General features: G+C 37.8%; 16 protein-coding genes and 1 riboswitch. Of the genes, 6 read left to right on the top strand and 10 right to left on the bottom strand.

All coding sequences use genetic code 11. From position 1 onward, the window contains the following. Positions 1 to 42: 42 nt before the first annotated feature. Positions 43 to 519, bottom strand: coding sequence for an RNA deprotection pyrophosphohydrolase (gene ytkD / locus FCI53_RS17300; RefSeq protein WP_138420299.1), 477 nt, complete (start codon positions 517 to 519; stop codon positions 43 to 45). A 429-nt stretch (positions 520 to 948) separates the two neighbouring features. On the opposite strand from ytkD, the gene FCI53_RS17295 reads away from it, so the two are divergent. Next, on the top strand, positions 949 to 1,152 hold the full coding sequence (locus tag FCI53_RS17295) for a hypothetical protein (protein ID WP_138420298.1): 204 nt from the start codon (positions 949 to 951) through the stop codon (positions 1,150 to 1,152). 215 nt (positions 1,153 to 1,367) lie between these two features. Here FCI53_RS17295 and FCI53_RS17290 read toward each other — a convergent pair whose 3' ends face one another. Then, positions 1,368 to 1,682 (bottom strand): hydrolase, encoded by a 315-nt coding sequence (locus FCI53_RS17290; RefSeq protein WP_138420297.1) that lies wholly within the window; start codon positions 1,680 to 1,682, stop codon positions 1,368 to 1,370. Between the two features lie 126 nt (positions 1,683 to 1,808). Between FCI53_RS17290 and FCI53_RS17285 the strand changes: the two genes are divergently transcribed. Continuing rightward, entirely contained in the window at positions 1,809 to 2,066 is a 258-nt protein-coding gene (locus FCI53_RS17285) for a DUF6154 family protein (RefSeq protein ID WP_138420296.1), read from the top strand. A gap of 160 nt (positions 2,067 to 2,226) precedes the next feature. Here the strand turns inward: FCI53_RS17285 and FCI53_RS17280 are convergent, their stop codons facing one another. Beyond that, positions 2,227 to 3,054, bottom strand: coding sequence for an ABC transporter ATP-binding protein (locus FCI53_RS17280; RefSeq protein ID WP_138420295.1), 828 nt, complete (start codon positions 3,052 to 3,054; stop codon positions 2,227 to 2,229). Positions 3,055 to 3,367: 313 nt separating this feature from the next. Here FCI53_RS17280 and FCI53_RS17275 point away from each other — a divergent pair, with 313 nt between their 5' ends. Beyond that, positions 3,368 to 4,615 carry a DNA polymerase IV gene (locus FCI53_RS17275; protein WP_138420311.1) on the top strand — a complete coding sequence of 416 codons (1,248 nt, stop codon included), beginning with the start codon at positions 3,368 to 3,370 and terminating at the stop codon, positions 4,613 to 4,615. Positions 4,616 to 5,222: 607 nt separating this feature from the next. Here FCI53_RS17275 and FCI53_RS17270 read toward each other — a convergent pair. The 5 genes from FCI53_RS17270 to FCI53_RS17250 all read right to left on the bottom strand — a co-directional run bounded on the left by FCI53_RS17270 (position 5,223) and on the right by FCI53_RS17250 (position 11,592). Beyond that, positions 5,223 to 6,692, bottom strand: a complete 1,470-nt coding sequence (locus FCI53_RS17270) for an o-succinylbenzoate--CoA ligase (protein ID WP_138420294.1) — start codon at positions 6,690 to 6,692, stop codon at positions 5,223 to 5,225. Positions 6,693 to 6,815: 123 nt separating this feature from the next. After that, entirely contained in the window at positions 6,816 to 7,634 is an 819-nt protein-coding gene (menB, locus tag FCI53_RS17265; protein WP_138420293.1) for a 1,4-dihydroxy-2-naphthoyl-CoA synthase, read from the bottom strand. A gap of 21 nt (positions 7,635 to 7,655) precedes the next feature. Further along, a complete protein-coding gene (gene menH / locus FCI53_RS17260; protein ID WP_138420292.1) occupies positions 7,656 to 8,450 on the bottom strand; it encodes a 2-succinyl-6-hydroxy-2,4-cyclohexadiene-1-carboxylate synthase in 795 nt (264 codons plus the stop codon). Between the two features lie 5 nt (positions 8,451 to 8,455). Further along, positions 8,456 to 10,201, bottom strand: coding sequence for a 2-succinyl-5-enolpyruvyl-6-hydroxy-3-cyclohexene-1-carboxylic-acid synthase (gene menD, locus FCI53_RS17255; protein WP_138420291.1), 1,746 nt, complete (start codon positions 10,199 to 10,201; stop codon positions 8,456 to 8,458). Positions 10,202 to 10,203: 2 nt separating this feature from the next. Then, positions 10,204 to 11,592, bottom strand: a complete 1,389-nt coding sequence (locus tag FCI53_RS17250) for an isochorismate synthase (protein ID WP_138420290.1) — start codon at positions 11,590 to 11,592, stop codon at positions 10,204 to 10,206. Positions 11,593 to 12,160: 568 nt separating this feature from the next. Between FCI53_RS17250 and FCI53_RS17245 the strand changes: the two genes are divergently transcribed. Beyond that, entirely contained in the window at positions 12,161 to 13,105 is a 945-nt protein-coding gene (locus FCI53_RS17245) for a 1,4-dihydroxy-2-naphthoate polyprenyltransferase (RefSeq protein ID WP_138420289.1), read from the top strand. Between the two features lie 302 nt (positions 13,106 to 13,407). Further along, positions 13,408 to 13,794 carry a hotdog fold thioesterase gene (locus tag FCI53_RS17240; RefSeq protein ID WP_138420288.1) on the top strand — a complete coding sequence of 129 codons (387 nt, stop codon included), beginning with the start codon at positions 13,408 to 13,410 and terminating at the stop codon, positions 13,792 to 13,794. A 69-nt stretch (positions 13,795 to 13,863) separates the two neighbouring features. Here the strand turns inward: FCI53_RS17240 and FCI53_RS17235 are convergent, their stop codons facing one another. Both FCI53_RS17235 and FCI53_RS17230 read right to left on the bottom strand, forming a co-directional pair. Further along, complete coding sequence (locus FCI53_RS17235) at positions 13,864 to 14,433, bottom strand: ECF transporter S component (RefSeq protein WP_138420287.1); 570 nt, start codon at positions 14,431 to 14,433, stop codon at positions 13,864 to 13,866. Between the two features lie 152 nt (positions 14,434 to 14,585). After that, a riboswitch (FMN riboswitch) is annotated at positions 14,586 to 14,735 on the bottom strand. 86 nt (positions 14,736 to 14,821) lie between these two features. After that, complete coding sequence (locus tag FCI53_RS17230; protein WP_138420286.1) at positions 14,822 to 15,880, bottom strand: M20/M25/M40 family metallo-hydrolase; 1,059 nt, start codon at positions 15,878 to 15,880, stop codon at positions 14,822 to 14,824. A 133-nt stretch (positions 15,881 to 16,013) separates the two neighbouring features. Between FCI53_RS17230 and FCI53_RS17225 the strand changes: the two genes are divergently transcribed. Continuing rightward, positions 16,014 to 16,568 (top strand): thioredoxin family protein, encoded by a 555-nt coding sequence (locus tag FCI53_RS17225; RefSeq protein WP_138420285.1) that lies wholly within the window; start codon positions 16,014 to 16,016, stop codon positions 16,566 to 16,568. Positions 16,569 to 16,964 lie beyond the last annotated feature (396 nt).

The raw sequence follows: 16,964 nt of genomic DNA, 5'->3' as shown, positions 1-16,964 counted from the left end.
GCTGTCCAAAAGGTTTGATTCAACCTTTTCTGCAGCCTTCTCTTATTGAAATTGAGACATATTAGCTATGTAGTCTAAACTGTTTGGTAACACTTTATCTTTCATCATAAAACTGTAGTTTGCATCTGTGACAATCCTGTTTGGAAGTTCTTCCAACAATACTGGGCCGTCCGTTTCATAATAGGTTGCTTGTTTACACACCTCATCAACCAAGGCAAAATAAATGTTTTTTACAATACTTCCACCTTTCCCATCTACAAAATATTGTCCTACATAAAATAGTTGGCTTACTTCTCCCCCCGTTTCTTCTTTCACCTCTCGTATTGCTGCTTGTTCAGCAGATTCACCGTTTTCTACTTTCCCGCCTGGAAATTCAAGCCCGCGATCTTTATGTTTTGTCAATAACCAATAATCTTTATACCGACAAATCACCCATACATGTTTAGGTTTTTTTGAAAAGGGATGATCCTCAAACGATAACTTCACTTCATTACCATAATAATCAGTAAAAATTTTCATATGTATTCAGCTACCTTTTTATTAAATGCATTTCTAGTTTGTCCTCTTCTATGATTCATTTTAGTACATTTATTCATATATGCAATCCATACAAGTTTATCATCTCATATTATGAACTTTTTTAAAACAAGGAGAATTGTTTCCTACAAATGCATTACTTCCCCCCTCTGTTTTATTGCGCATTTGCTGTATTATGTGCATCAAATTATTAATTAATTAAAATAGTGTAGTACAGTGATTTTCAAATTACGTGGCAATCAACGTAAAAAGCACTGGATGATGTATAAAAAAAACGTAAATACGCAGGATCTTGAGAAAAAACGCTAGATGATGTATAAAAAAGCCGTAATCACGCAGGATCTTGAGAAAAAGCGCTGAATGATGTATGAAAAAGCCGTAATCACGCAGGATCTTTGAAAAAAGCGCTAGATGATGTATGAAAAAAACGTAAATACGCAGGATCTTGAGAAAAAACGCTGGATGATGTATGAAAAAGTCGTAAATACGCAGGATCTTGAGAAAAAGCGCTGGATGATGTATGAAAAAGCCGTAATCACGCAGGATCTTTGGGAAAAGCGCTGGATGATGTATGAAAAAGCCGTAATCACGCAGGATCTTTGGAAAAAGCGCTAGATGATGTATGAAAAAAACGTAAATACGCAGGATCTTGAGAAAAAGCGCTGGATGATGTATGAAAAGTACTAAATGCTCATTATCTAAAGAAAAAGTACTCAAATAAAAAAACTATTATAAAAGTTACTGCACATAATACAGCCTATGTGCATTAAAATGGATAAAAAACAAACAAAGAAGGTGTCTGTAGCAGTTGCTCCTAAGACACCTTTTTCTTACTCCAAATCTAATATTTCCATACTCTCAATGTGTTCCTTCGTCTTGTCATCTCCAAGATCGCGGATCATCGCAAAGGCAGAAATAATGTCCTCATCGTATGCATCATTTTCCTCATCATTGTGATATGGTTTAATTGGGACATGCGCTCGCCAAAAAGCATGTATGTCATCATGATGCATTTCATCTAATTTTTGCCTTAATAGGTACACTTCGTCATCTGTCGCATAAATGGTAAAATCATTGTTATTACCGACTTGAACTTGAGAAATTTCATGCGTTCCTACATTGACATAGTATTTTTTTCTTTCCATCTCTTTCCCTCCTACCCTTTAATTTTCTCTATTTGATAAGATTTATGAACAACTTTTTCATCTTTTTGCATATGGTATGTTACAAAGACTCCATCTTCTATAACAAAAAAGGAAAGGAAGATAAAAATGAAATTTGCCGATGAGGTTTTAGAATTGTATTTAAAACATTTTAATGATGATGAATCTGAATCTTTAGAGGTGTTTATCCATTCCATTTTAGAACAAATGGATCATAAAGATTTATTGGAAATTTGTAGAGATTGTCACAAAGAAGAATTAAACACAGTACTTGCTCATTATCTTCATAACCATGTGGGGAATAAACTTAAAAATACGATCATGGATGATGAGGATGACAGTTCATTTTCTCAATCTATACAATAACTGAAGGTTTCTAATGGCTGATTTGACAAGCCTTTAAGGGCAGGTGATCCCAATTTATACCGATTTTCTTAAATGTCAACTACGCCGGACATTCATCTTTGCTAAAATTTATACTTCTTATCAGTGCAATAAAAAACCCCACCTATATGGTGAGGATATCTTAATTTACTTTTTTCGCTTCTTCTACAGCGCTTTTTATTAAACAACGTCCTCTTCCATGGGGAATACACATTGGTGTTCCGAACATGGGATCGTATGTCACATCACAGTTCATTTGAAATACGTCACTAACCATACTACAGTTGACAATATGTTCTGGTCTTCCTTGCGCATACACCTTCTTGTCTTTAATCGCAACAATATGATGTGCATAGCGACAAGCAAGATTTAAATCATGTAAAACCATCACGACAGTACGACCATCACGTTCGTTCAACTCAAACAAGAGATCTAAAATGTCAATTTGATGTGTCATATCTAAATAGGTTGTTGGTTCATCTAATAAAATCGTATCTGTTTGTTGAGCAAGGGTCATTGCGATCCACGCTCGTTGACGCTGGCCTCCTGATAATGAATCAACTGCCCGATCTTGTAAATCAAGCATATTGGTGGACTGCAACGCTTCTTCTACAGCTTGTTGGTCTTCTTGTGACCATTTTTTAAATAAACTTTTATGTGGATGTCTTCCCTGTTTGACTAAATCCATAACAGTTAAGCCTTCTGGACTTACAGGACTTTGCGGTAAAATCGCCAATTTTTTAGCTACATCTTTTGTCGGTACTTTCGCAATATCTTCCCCATGTAGCACGACGCCACCTTCTTTTGGTTTTAACAATCGTGCCATCGATCGAAGTAATGTCGATTTCCCACAACCATTTCCACCAATAAAAACGGTTATTTCTCCTTTTGGAATAGTGATGTTTAAATCATCAATAATAATATCATCACCATAACCAAGCGTTAAATCTTTGGCTGCCAATGTTTCCATTGCAATCTCTCCCTTACGAGGCTTGCGTTCAATCAAAATAATGTATAGTTTCTAATTGATACTGATTTTCATTTTGAATTATACCTAACCCTAGTTTATTGTGTTTCCCGACTTTCGTCAATGGTTTTGAGAACGTTTCTCAAATAATATATGTACATTCTTTGGTACTTATTAGAAGCATTATCACCATCATCCTATTGCACCCACTAACTAGTTATGCTTTATTGCATGGAAATTTTTTACATTGTCTATTACATACCATTTAAGTTATACTATACAAAACGAACATACGTTCCTGGAGGTGGAGCAAATGATTGATTATACGAATTTTCCTAAACATGATGTGCTTTGCATTGATATGCGTTCCTTTTATGCTAGTGTCGAATGCGTGAAACAAGGGCTTGATCCAATGACAACCATGCTAGCTGTCGTTGGTGATAAAAGTCGATCTGGAAGTATCATTCTAGCTGCATCTCCTGAATTGAAGAAAAGACACGGTGTTAAGAATGTAAGTCGCTATTTTGAGTTACCTGACGATCCTAACATCTATGTCGTGGAAGCAAAAATGGGAGACTATCTACAAGTATCCGTGGAGATTACCAAGTTACTACACCAATATGTACCAAAAGAAGCGATTCACCAATATTCAATTGATGAACTTTGGGTGACGATTGATGGCCTCGAAAGACTGTATGGGAATCGTTGGAATGTAGCGCAACAAATTAAAGATGAGCTTCTAGATACGATGGGACTTACTTGTTCGATTGGTATTGGGGATAACAAATTTTTGGCAAAGGTCGTAATGGATTTATACGCAAAAAAAACAGGGATTGCTGAATGTACATATGAAGATGTAAAAACCAAACTGTGGCCTGTTCCTGTTGAAGATATTTGGGGAATTGGCACACGAATGAAACGCAATTTAAATCGAATTGGCATTGTTACCTTAGAACAAGTTGCAAACTTTCCGTTAGAACGCTTAAAAAAGCGTTTCGGTATCATGGGCGAACAATTGTATTGGCATGCCTGGGGAATTGACCTTAGTCCAGTCCTTGGAGACTTTCAGAATGAACAAAAAGGCTTTGGTCATGGTATTACATTATTACGTGATTACGAGCAACACGAAGTATTTGCCTGTATCTTGGATCTGTGTGAAGAGGTTTGTCGCCGCGCCAGAACAGCGCATCAAGCTGGTCGAACCATTCATTTAGGAATTAGTTACTCCCTAGAAACTGGTGGCGGTTTTCATCGCTCTCGTTCGATTGAACTACCAACTAATGTGACCATGGATGTCTATCATGTTTGTATCCAATTATTTCATAAATTTTATGATGGAACCAGTAAAATTCGAAAAGTATCTGTGTCTTTAGAACAGTTATATGATGATCAAGAAACACAGCTCGATTTATTTGAAAATCGAACAAAGAAAAAAGATATTGGCTATGTAATGGATCAAATTCGAGAACGTTATGGTCCTACATCTCTATTACGAGCAACTAGTTTTACTGATGGAGGTGTGACCTTAGAACGCAGTAAAAAAATTGGTGGGCATAAAGCTTAAAAGTTCCTGAATGTCTCCCCTATTGTTGGGTTAATAGAGGGTTCATAGTCGACTAACTTTTAGAGGAAGACATTTTATAAGCTTTATTACTTTTGTGGCGCATTTGCTATATTATACGCCATAACTTGCAACTTCCTATATATGATGAGTGCTAATATCGCTGCGGAAATACACTACGCTTTTTTCAGTACTCTGAAGCTTTTTAGTGCTTTGCTTGATAAAATCAGATATTTACTTTAATTGGGGATGTTATAACACAACATTAAAGTAAATTTCTTTATTACTGTTTTGGAATGTATTACATCTATCAGTAATCAGAAAATTTTTAACAGTGTAGGCAGAATACGGAGACTCCTCGAAAATACAAACCGATTTTCTTCGTGCGATGTATCGCTACCGAAGCCTTCCTTGTCCTATGGGAACAGCACGAGATGAAGATCCTACAGTGAATATAGGAACACAGGCTAAGGTCGCCACGGACACGCGAGCAACGCCTGCGTGACCAACATCCTGTTGGCCCGAGGCCGTGCCCATGGAAAGCGGAGTATTCTGCCGGAACGATATAGTCGCACTAATTTCAATCAGAATGTAAGGAATAGACTCGCCGCTACCGCTCTATCCACTCTAGCAATTTATGCCTTACTAGTTTATTCGATGCGTTTCTAGGAAGTGCATCGACAAAATAAATTTGCTTCGGTATTTTATATTTCGCTAACTGATCAGAACAACTATGTAAGATCGCGTCCTCATCCAAATCAACGCTAGTTTTCACGACAAATCCAACTGGCACTTGCCCCCAAGTATCATCCTCAATCCCAACAACCCCTGCTTCTTTCACACCAGGTATCCCAGCCAATACACTTTCAATCTCTGCTGGATAAACGTTTTCTCCCCCAGAAATAATTAAATCTTTTCGCCGATCCATGACATATAGAAATCCTTCATCATCAAGATATCCTAAATCACCAGTGGAAAGCCAGTCATTGTGAAAAGCTTTTTCGTTCGCTTCCTCATTAGCAAAGTAGCCATCTGTCACCATTGGACCCTTAACTGTAATCTCTCCAACTTCAAATTCATCCGCAACACGATGCTCTTTCATTATTTTTAATTGGGCGGGGAATAGTGCTTTGCCTGCTGAACCTAATTTATCTAAAGCGTACGTTGGACTTAATGTAACGATTTGCGACGAGGTTTCTGTCATACCGTACGTTTGGAATACAGGTATCCCTTTATTTTTAGCTTTTTGTAAAAGAACTTGAGGTGCTGGTCCGCCACCAAGCAACATACATCGAAAGGTTTCAGGATAAAACCCATCCGCCAATCTTTCGATTAAACGATCTAAAAGAATAGATACAACCGAAACCATTGTGACTCCTTCTTGAACAATAGCTTTATGTACCACATCTACATCAAATTTTTCTAGTAAATAAACAGGCATCCCATAAATAACGCTTTTCATTAAGATCGACAATCCACCGACGTGAAATAGTGGTAAGGAAGCCAACCATTTATCATCGTGATCTAAACCTATATTTAATGCAGACGAAACAGCACTCCACCAATGATTTCCGTATGTATGTTTGACCCCTTTAGGGAAACCGGTTGTACCAGAAGTATAAATAATCGTAAACAAGTCATCTAAGCTTACTTCTTGTTTAAGGTCAATGTTTGCAGCTGATTGTTGTTCGATATCTTTAAAGCAGTAAACAGGGATAGCGGTTTCTATATCTGTTCCTTGTTCATACAGTTGATCAGACGTTACCAACATGGAAACACGCGCATCTGTTAATTGATAAGCAATTTCTGTCTTTGACAATCTAGTATTAATCAATACAGCAACGGCACCTATGTAGGAGATCGCATGAATGACAACAACCATTTCTACAGAGTTATTAACATAAAGGGCAACATGATCTCCTTCACGCACCCCACAAGTTACCAATTTTCTCGCAAAGGTTCTCGCACGATCCCGTAATTGTTTAAAAGTGATCGAGGTATGATTCGGCATTTCTATTGCTAATTCATTTGGAGAGAGATTTGCTCGCTTCTCTAGCCAGTGCTCCATTATTTCACTCATTCACAGAACCCTTTCTTTCAATAGAGGAACGTTCAAAAAGCTCCTTCTTAAACGGATTATTACTTCATTACATATGAAAGACCAACACACAAACGTGCATTGGTCCCATTGACATGTGTTTTATTAAGGGAAACGTGGAAACTGTTTAAAGTCTGGGTTACGTTTTTCCTTAAATGCATCTCGGCCTTCTTTCGCTTCATCTGTTGTGTAATACAACAATGTTGCGTCTCCACCCATTTGTTGTAAACCTGCTAATCCATCAGTATCTGCATTGAATGAAGCTTTTAAGAAACGTAAAGCTGTTGGAGATTTTTCTAACATTTCTTCACACCACTGTACTGTTTCCGCTTCTAATTGATCAACCGGTACTACTGTATTAACAAGCCCCATCTCTTTCGCTTCTTGTGCATCATACTGACGACATAAGAACCATATTTCACGAGCTTTTTTATGTCCTACAATACGTGCTAAGTAACCAGCACCGTAACCAGCATCAAAGCTTCCAACTTTTGGTCCTGTTTGTCCAAAAATAGCATTATCTGCTGCAATTGTTAAGTCACAAACAACATGTAGTACATGGCCACCACCAATCGCATAACCAGATACCATTGCTACAACTGGTTTTGGTATAACACGGATCAGTCGTTGTAAATCAAGAACATTTAAGCGAGGGATGTGATCATCACCTACATAGCCACCATGACCTCGTACTTTTTGATCCCCACCAGAACAAAATGCATCGTCACCCGCACCAGCAAGTACGATTACACCGACATTCGAGTCATCTCTAGCATATGTAAATGCGTCAATTAATTCATTGACTGTTTGTGGACGAAAGGCGTTTCGCACTTCCGGGCGATTAATGGTAATTTTGGCAATCCCATTATATGTTTCATAAAGAATATCTTCATAGTTTCTTTCATTAGTCCATTCAATAGCCATTGATTGATCCTCCATTCATGATTAACTTAAGAAATCACTTACTATTGTATCAAATTTTTGAGCTTGTTCCACATGAACCGCATGTCCCGCCTGTGCAACAATTTCCAATCTACTCGATTTTATACTATCCGACATTTGTTTGGCAATGTCAACAAATTTACTATCTAATGCACCAACAATTAATAAAACATCGATTGATAAGTTTGATAATTGGTCCCACCATGAAGGTTGCTGGCCTGTTCCCATACCTCTTAATGAAGCTGCAAGCCCTTGTTCAAATTGACTCAAACGCTCCTGTCGTAATCTAGTTTGAATAGATTGCGGAAGCATGTGCTGTGTTTCAAATAAAGGGATCTTTTCCCAGTAATCGACAAAAGCACGTAAACCTTCTGTCTCTATTTTTCTTGCTAGACGTTCATCATTTTTTTGTCTTGCTAATTGTTGTTTTGACTCACGGAGTCCAGGTGATGCACTCTCTAGCATAAGCGAAGCGACATCATTAGGATACATCATTGCAAAAGAAAGAGCTGTTCTACCACCCATTGAATAACCAATCACATGAACAGGTGGATAACCTAAGCCGCGAAGCAAGGTATGTAAGTCGTCACAAACCTCTTCCATTTGAACAATTTTATTCACTTGTGTTTTGCCATGGCCTGGGAGATCAATAGTAAGCACCTTATACTTATCCTTCCATTTTTCCACAAAGGCATCCCAAGTTCTTGTACTTCCTGTAAAACCATGAAGTAACACAAGCGGATCACCTTGTCCATGTTGCTCCAACCAATACTGCTTTTGACCTATTGAATAGTACATAGTTTTCACCCTTCAAATAGAGAAACTAGATGCTCTTGGATCTGTTCCCACTTCCGCTTGTGCCAATCGACATTTTCCTGCCGGTTGGTTTGAACTTCAATAACAGACAGTCCTTGATGCTGATAGCTTTCCGATAAAGCTTGCTGGAATGCCTCCCATGTTGTAGGCTGTTGGTAAGTGCCTTGATACATGGTAACGATATGTTTAAAATCAATATCTAACGGTGTACCAAATAGTACTTCATAATGCGGGGAGTTTTCCTTCGATTGTGGTAAAAAGGAAAAGATTCCACCACCATTATTGTTAATTAGCACGACGGTTAAATTTAAATTGTATTGTTTCGCTATCAATAATGCATTAAAATCATGGAAAAAGGATAAATCGCCAATCAAAAGTGTAACCTTTTCTCCATGAGCGGCTGCGCCTAGTGCACTTGAGGTTAACCCATCAATTCCATTCGCCCCACGATTACCGAGCAATTTGATCTGCTTCGTGCGATTCATAAAGAACGTGTCAATATCTCTGATTGGCATACTATTCCCTACAAATACTGTACTTGAATCCGGTGCAGCTTCTGCTAAATATGTAACGGCATGGCCCTCTGTTAATGCTTCTCCTTCAGGCTCTAAAAGATACTGTTTGGCAATACGATTCATCTGCTGCCAACGACTTAACCAACTAGTATCAAAGGATAGCGAACTAGCTGCTAGCAAATCTTCACACAACTGAGCCGGTTCTACATAAATAAACCGCGTCGGACTACCTGTAGGCTCCCGATACCCTTCACTTGCTTCCACAACAAAATGCGTCATCCCTTGTTTTTCTTTCAAAAACAATAAATACGGTTTCGAAACAGGCATAGCACCAAATCGAATGATGAAGTCTGGGTTTAATTGCTGCCTCACTTGTTGACTTTTTAATATCGCATCATAACTTTCGATAACGTACTCCTTATCATGATCACCAGTACGTAATTGGGATAATGGATCTGCAAGTATTGGAATCCCCCAGTGTTTGGCAAGTTCTGTCACACTGTTAGCCAATGCTAGATCCATCTGCGGCCCACAAACAATCAACCCTTGGCGATATTCTGCCAATTGGGAAATCAATTGATCAAGTTGCCTATTAGATAATCTGCGTTCACCATCTAGCGTTGCATGATGGCTAGTCAATAGAGTCTCGTTATTCCATAGATTATTAAGAGTAAAATCTGGCATTAATGGCTCTCGAAATGGAAAATTCAAATGAATAGGACCTGGGTTTCCCTGCATTGCAGTATGAAATGCCCTTGCCCCTTTACTTCGAACATAATCAAGCATGGCTGGTGTAGCCTCAGGTAATGCCATTTCATGGAACCATTTGACATATTCCCCATACATATTAATTTGTTCAATTGCTTGCGGCGCGCCTACATCCCTTAGTTCATGAGGACGATCCGTTGTTATGACAATTAATGGGGTTCTACTATAATAAGCTTCCACGATGGCTGGGTAATAATTAGCAGCTGCTGTTCCAGATGTACAGACAAGCGCCACGGGTTTATGCTGTTGTTTGGCCATTCCTAAAGCAAAAAAAGCTGCCGAACGTTCGTCCATATTTACCCAATGTTGAATATGAGGGTACTCAGCAAACGTCATCGACATTGGAGTCGATCGTGAACCAGGTGATACCACAACATCTTCGACACCGTTTTGATACAATTCATCCACAAAAGATGCGACATACCTTGTAAGTTTTTCTGTATATTCCATGTTTACCCCCCTAAAACCGATAGCATTGGTGTGAATTTCATCGTTGTTTCTTGATATTCTTCCTCGGGGTCAGAGTCTTTTACAATTCCACAACCTGCAAATAAGGAGGCTTCCGTCTCTTTTACTAATGCGGACCGAATCGCAACAGCAAATTCGCCACTTTGATTAGCATCAAGCCAACCTATTGGTGCCCCGTACCAACCTCTATCTAGTTGTTCATAATCGCGAATAAATGTTAGCGATGCTTGTCTTGGGAACCCTCCGAGTGCAGGGGTTGGGTGAAGTTCTTTCACAATATCAAAAATCGTATGTGTTTTTTTCAATTTTGCTTTAACAGGTGTATACAAATGTTGCAAGTTTTTCAAAGGATATAAGACTGGTTTATTGGGAATTACAATGTTATCACAATAGGAAGCGATCGCATCTCGAATCATTTCAACAACGAATTGATGTTCAGAACGATTTTTTTCATCATGCAACAATTGCTGACCAATTTGGTTATCTTCTGCCACACTATTCCCACGAGGTGCCGTACCTGCAAGACATGTTGATAACAATTGCTCACCATCGACACGAACCAAACGTTCCGGTGTAGCACCTAAAAAACAATCGCTGTTGTTTTCGATAGCAAAAATATAGCTCCTTGTTTGCGTACGCATCAAATTAGCTAAGATAGCAGTTATATTTACCGTTTTTTCAAATGTTACCCGCATTTCTCTCGCGAGTACTACTTTACTTACTTGATTTTGCATAATCGCCTCGGTAGCTTGATCGACAACTTGCTTCCAGTCAGTAGCACCAATTTCTTGTTTGTTTGAAATGACTGGTGTCTCATATGTTGACCCTGTGGTGTGAAACAATAGTTGCTTGTCCTTCTCAATCATATATTCAATTTGTTGTGCATGATCTTCTGGACGTACCATAATATTCAGCGTCAAATAATACGTGTTCTCTGTAATTGTCAATAAATAAGTTGGTACTCGAAACTGACTATCATCAAAATTATTCCATAAAGTCGTTTTTTCCTTTTCAGGGTCAAATGAAAAACCCCCAATTGCAATTGGGCCAGTTCCTGGTGATTGATAAGGATTATAAATCACGGCATTTGCTAGCATTTGTTGCCATTGTTTTTCTGTTTGCTCATATCGATTTCTTTGATTAGCTTTGATTGCAAAAGTTTCACCAGCACCAACCAAATAAAATCCTTCTGTCGTGCTTGACCAAAACAATCGATTTTCACCAATCTGTTTAGCTTGTTCAAAAAAGTGGTATGGATCCGTCGGTTCAATTTTATCCGTTATACTTAAAAGTTGTGGAGATTGTTTTTGTTTTGCTACATGAATAACTTCTCCTACAAGCTCCACAACACGTTTCATTTCTTTTTGAATCATCTTAATAAACCCTCCAATAGGTTTATGGTTGTCCTTTTTAAGACTTATATATTATATTATATTGCATTCTATTTGAAAACAAAGTGAATCTTGCTTCAGTAATCTGCATGCTTCATCCTCAGTGATAGTGGTCTAACCAAGGGAAAGCTTTACAGTCAAATAAACCCCCGTTTATCTTTTTTTAATTCCTCTTAAGCTTTATGTAAGGATTTTACTGCTGTTAAAGCGGGCAAAATATGAGATACACATCATTATCTATTTTATTCTGTTTATCTTTGATTCTCAACAATTGGAACTAATTCCTAACAAATAATACAAGGGTTAACATTGACACACTTGATTGTATTACCTAAACTTAATATGATAATATTCGCTTTTATAGAGAATGTTCAAAAGGTCTGGTAAAAGGACATATCGTCGGTTCTGGATCGTTTGCTTTTTTAGGTCTTAGTTCCCTAAAAGCATACGCTCAGTCCTTGAGAGATGAACCGCCTCGATCTTCTTGGTCCTTTTAAATTCCTTTTTGAGCACGCACTTATAGGCGTTGTTAAGGGGAGAAATAATCATTATGCAAACACTCGACAATAATGTAAAGAGCGCCTTAAATGAAAAGCCTGGCTTTCATGTATGGTGGCGAATGCTACGACCACATACATTAACGGCATCATTTATCCCAGTATTTGTTGGAACTATGTTAGCTACACTTGACCAAGCCTTTAGCTTTTTACTATTTTTGGCAATGCTGATTGCATCTTTACTAATTCAAGCGGCTACCAACATGTTTAATGAATATTTTGACTATGTGAGAGGGTTGGATAATGAAAACTCGATTGGTATTGGCGGTACCATTGTACGTGATGGCATTAAACCAAAGACCGTACGGAACTTAGCCAATACATTTATTGGTGTTGCCATGTTACTCGGTGTCTTCCTCTGTATTCAATCCAATTGGTGGGTAATGGCTGTCGGCTTAATTTGTATCCTACAAGGCTACCTATATTCTGGTGGACCTCGTCCAATAGCATACACACCATTTGGGGAATTAAGCTCAGGGTTCTTCATGGGTACAGTCATAATCGCCATCAGTTATTTTATTCAGACAGGACAACTTACTGGTAACGTTTTTCTTATTTCCATTCCTGTTGCCATATTTATTGGTTTGATCAACCTTGCTAATAATATTAGAGATCATGATGGAGATAAAGAAAACGGAAGAAAAACGATCGCAATTCTAATTGGTCAAAAGAATGCAATCCATCTACTTGGAATTATGTTTATCCTAAACTACCTATTGACCATCATTTATATTGTGATAGGAATTTTACCACTATGGTCACTTATTACTTTATTAAGTTTGAAAATGGCGAATAATGCTTATAAAGGATTCAAGGGTAAAAAATACAACTATGAAATGATGTCAGCGATGGGATTCTCAGCCAAAACAAATACAATTTTTGGCTTCTTATTAGGATTATCGTTACTAATACAACTTTTTATTCCTATAACATTTTAAGAAGGTTGTCCTACAAGTAAGAGGGAGATTATCCATTACTGTAGGACAACCTTTTTATTCTACCATCGCATTGTGTGACCAATCAAAGCTTGCCAACACACCAAAAATCCACAGATAACAGCATGAGGAACGGCTATACCGCAAAAAGCGTCTAAAAACAAGAATAACGGAATGAGAGACCGCCCAAGAATAGAAATGGTTCTTCGTTCCGCAAAATGTCCATGTCCACAAGAATGCTCTTTGAGAATAGTAGGCACCAAAAAATTTATTATGAAAGAGTTTTTTGCAAAGGAGAGAAACTAATGGATTTTTCTAATACATTAATGGAATCACTAGGAATTGAAACAGTCCGAGTAGAAAAAAACAACGTTGAACTAAAAATGCCCGTGGATGCTAGAACACACCAACCAATGGGGGTTCTTCATGGGGGAGCAAGTGTGGCGCTTGCGGAAACTGCAGCTAGTATTGGAGCATTCTTACATGTTGACCCTATTAAGTTCAACGTTTTTGGAATCGAAATTAACGCCAATCACATTAAAAGTAAACGCGATGGTTGGGTCCTAGGGCGAGCAACTCCAATACATATTGGAAAAACTACGATGGTATGGGAAATAAAGATTGTTGATGAAGAAGAGCAATTAATTGCAATATCTAGATGTACAATTGGGATTGTACCAAAGAAGAAATAATGACAGTTATCACTATTAACCGTTCCTAACACCTAAAAACAGGGATGCTACATTAGCATCCCTGTACCTTTATGAAAAACTAGCTTGTTTTCGCTCCATCCATGGTCGTAATTTTGTAAATAATGGTATGAATAATAAACCAACAATAATTCCTTTTACGATATTAAACGGTATAACACCACCGGTTACAATGGCAAATTTAGCTGTGTTATATTCTTCAATACCAAACATCAAACTATATGCTGGTAAAAGGAAGTAATAATTTAGAACTCCCATAGCAATCGTCATAATAATCGTACTGGCTACAAGACCAGAAACAATACTCTTTACACCTTTAAAACGATGATAAATAAGTGCAACAGGCACAACGAACAGAATACCTGCAATTAAGTTAGCAGTAACACCAACAGGTTCACCGCCACCTAATAAGAGATGTAAAATATTCTTAATCAATTCAACAATGACACCTGCTACCGGACTAAAAATTAGCGCTGCAATTAATGCTGGCACGTCGCTAAAATCAATTTTTAAAAAGGCTGGTAAAAACGGCAACGGGAAATTTAAAAACATGACCAAAAACGAAACAGTACCCAACAACGAGAAAGTAATTAACTTTAATAATTTTGAAGATTTTTGCATAATCTTCTCCTCCTTCATCACTTTACATCGATTCTAATCTACTGATGAAGGGAGAGCACTTATTCCTACCATATAAAAAACCCTAAAACCTATGGGGGCTTTAGGGTATACGTATAATAGGAAATAAAGGTATATACTATACCTTTTTCGCTCTTTATCTTCTCCCATCCAGACTGTAACTGTCGGTCCCGGAGTTGCACCAGGTCCACCGCTTTTCATTTTGAAAGCGGGTCACGGACTAAGAGTGTTTCATTACACTCATCACCGCCGGTCGGGAATTGCACCCTGCCCCGAAGATAGAATCGATATTTAATTTAAAGTTATTGTATAACATTTTTCGTAATTTGTGAATACATACACTTGTGAATTAGTGAACATTGAGTGAATATTAATCTTCTAATGGATTCAAGCTCTCTTTCCCTGTTAAATCTTCAATCATTTTCACAATTAGATCAATTTCTTCATCAATATCTTTGATACTAGCTGTTTCAACTGGAGCATGCATGTAGCGTAATGGCAAAGATACCAAACTAACTGGAACACCTCTACCAGTCAATCTCATACGATCGGCATCTGTCCCAGTGTTTCTTGTTGTTAACTCATATTGTACATTCATATTCAATGAACGTGCTGCTTGTTCTAACAGCTTATTGATTTTAATATTAATTGGGGCTCCTTTAGCTAGTACTGGTCCTTTTTCTAAGCGAATATCTCCATGTTTATTCTTATTCACACTTGGATAATCTGTCGAAAACGTAACATCACAAGCAATAGCCATCGTTGGTTCGATGCCGGCTGCAGCAAAATAAGCGCCACCCATATTGGTCTCCTCATTAACTGTGCTTGCAGCATACACACCAACATTGATTTGTTTTTCTGATAAACGTCTTAAAACTTCAGCAACGATAAATGCCCCTGTTCGGTTATCTAACCCTCTACCTGTTATGTAACGATCCATTAAGAATTCTGGTTCACGTTTGTAGACCGCTAAATCACCAATTTGAACATATTTTTCCATTTCTTCTTTTGATTTTGCACCACAATCGATAAATAAATCTTCTAAATCAAAATCACCTTTAATTCCACCATGGTGTTGTGCGTTAACACCTATAACGCCGGTTACTGTTTCATTAAATCCAAGCACAGTTACCTTCATACCAACAGCCGCTTTTGGATTAATGCCACCCATCTTATCGAAATGTAAAAAGCCCTGCTCATCAATCCGATTAATCACTAAGGCAATTTCATCACAATGGCCCGCTAACAATATCTTAAAATCAGCATCTTTATTCAATACACCAATTGCATTCCCAGCATTATCGGTCATGATTTCATCTGCAAAGGGTTTAACATAGTCGATCCATTTCTTCTGAATTTCCATTTCCATACTAGAAGGAGATGGTGTCTTCAATAACTCCAATAAAAAATCTTGTCTGTTTTGTTCCATTTTACTACCTCCATTTCAATCCTCATCATATCAAAAATTCAGGAAATTACTAAATAAGATGGCTAAAAGGCATATCCTTTTACTTCCTTTATTAAAGTTGTTTATACTTTTTATGAATAGGAGGATGGACTAATTGAATTTACAAGAATGGTTTGAAAAAGGGATAGACCCAGACGAATATATTGAATCAATGAAAACAAATAAAGAAAATTTATTACATGTTTTTGATCATTTTGAAATCCCAGATGACGATGATTTCTTTAAACAAGTACAGAAAAAGAACTTACGGGTGATTGTCTTAACGGAAGATTGGTGTGGGGATGCAATGATGAACATCCCAATCCTATTACATATCGCTCAAAAAGCAAATATCGAAGCAAGTTTTTTGGCGAGGGACAACAACCTTGAATTAATGGATCAATATCTAACGAACGGAAAATCAAGGTCGATTCCTATCTTTATTTTTATTGATGAAGAAGGGAAAGAACGAGCAACATGGGGACCTCGTGCACCAAAGATTCAAACATTTGTTGAGGAAGCTACAGCTAACCTCCCAGCAAAAAATGCAGCAGATTTTAAAGATAAACAAAAACAAGTATTCACTTTTGTAAGCAAATCCTACCGTGAAAATACAGATTTTTGGAACCAAGTATATCTAAGTATTAAGCAAACATTAACGAATATTTAAACCAACTTTCACTGCAAGTTGGTTTTTTTTATTACATATTTGCATTATACAATTCATTACTTTGGGCAATACTGGCTTTTAAAAGGCTGTTCTTAATACCTTGCTGTTTATGCATATAAGCTGAATTATACGACATGACTGCCGTCCATTCTTAGTAAGGTGAGTGCTGAATGGCGCTGCGGCAATACACTACGCGCATCCTAAGGCGGCTGATGAGCCTCCTCGCTCGTCCCTCGCTGCGGGGTCTCACCTAGGCCTTTCCTCCCGTAGGAGTCTCCGTGTATTGCCTCCGCTGTTTGCGCGTTTTGAACTTGTCAGGATTTATAGTTTGACCATAGTTTAAGGAACTTCCATAAAATCACTACTTGTAGCATTATATGTATGCAGATAAAATCT

Origin of the sequence: Aquibacillus sediminis (assembly GCF_005870085.1) — a bacterium.
Taxonomy (GTDB): Bacteria; Bacillota; Bacilli; order Bacillales; family Amphibacillaceae; genus Aquibacillus_E; species Aquibacillus_E sediminis.
Note: the sequence above shows the minus strand (reverse complement) of the source record. Positions and strands in the feature narration are given on the sequence as shown.

Coding starts and splice junctions, on each gene's coding strand:
- FCI53_RS17295 (WP_138420298.1), top strand. CDS start 949: ATGATGTATGAAAAAAACGTAAATACGCAGGATCTTGAGAAAAAACGC.
- menH (WP_138420292.1), bottom strand. CDS start 8,450: ATGTACTATTCAATAGGTCAAAAGCAGTATTGGTTGGAGCAACATGGA.
- FCI53_RS17290 (WP_138420297.1), bottom strand. CDS start 1,682: ATGGAAAGAAAAAAATACTATGTCAATGTAGGAACGCATGAAATTTCT.
- FCI53_RS17280 (WP_138420295.1), bottom strand. CDS start 3,054: ATGGAAACATTGGCAGCCAAAGATTTAACGCTTGGTTATGGTGATGAT.
- FCI53_RS17245 (WP_138420289.1), top strand. CDS start 12,161: ATGCAAACACTCGACAATAATGTAAAGAGCGCCTTAAATGAAAAGCCT.
- FCI53_RS17250 (WP_138420290.1), bottom strand. CDS start 11,592: ATGATTCAAAAAGAAATGAAACGTGTTGTGGAGCTTGTAGGAGAAGTT.
- menD (WP_138420291.1), bottom strand. CDS start 10,201: ATGGAATATACAGAAAAACTTACAAGGTATGTCGCATCTTTTGTGGAT.
- FCI53_RS17235 (WP_138420287.1), bottom strand. CDS start 14,433: ATGCAAAAATCTTCAAAATTATTAAAGTTAATTACTTTCTCGTTGTTG.
- FCI53_RS17270 (WP_138420294.1), bottom strand. CDS start 6,692: ATGAGTGAAATAATGGAGCACTGGCTAGAGAAGCGAGCAAATCTCTCT.
- FCI53_RS17240 (WP_138420288.1), top strand. CDS start 13,408: ATGGATTTTTCTAATACATTAATGGAATCACTAGGAATTGAAACAGTC.
- FCI53_RS17285 (WP_138420296.1), top strand. CDS start 1,809: ATGAAATTTGCCGATGAGGTTTTAGAATTGTATTTAAAACATTTTAAT.
- ytkD (WP_138420299.1), bottom strand. CDS start 519: ATGAAAATTTTTACTGATTATTATGGTAATGAAGTGAAGTTATCGTTT.
- FCI53_RS17230 (WP_138420286.1), bottom strand. CDS start 15,880: ATGGAACAAAACAGACAAGATTTTTTATTGGAGTTATTGAAGACACCA.
- menB (WP_138420293.1), bottom strand. CDS start 7,634: ATGGCTATTGAATGGACTAATGAAAGAAACTATGAAGATATTCTTTAT.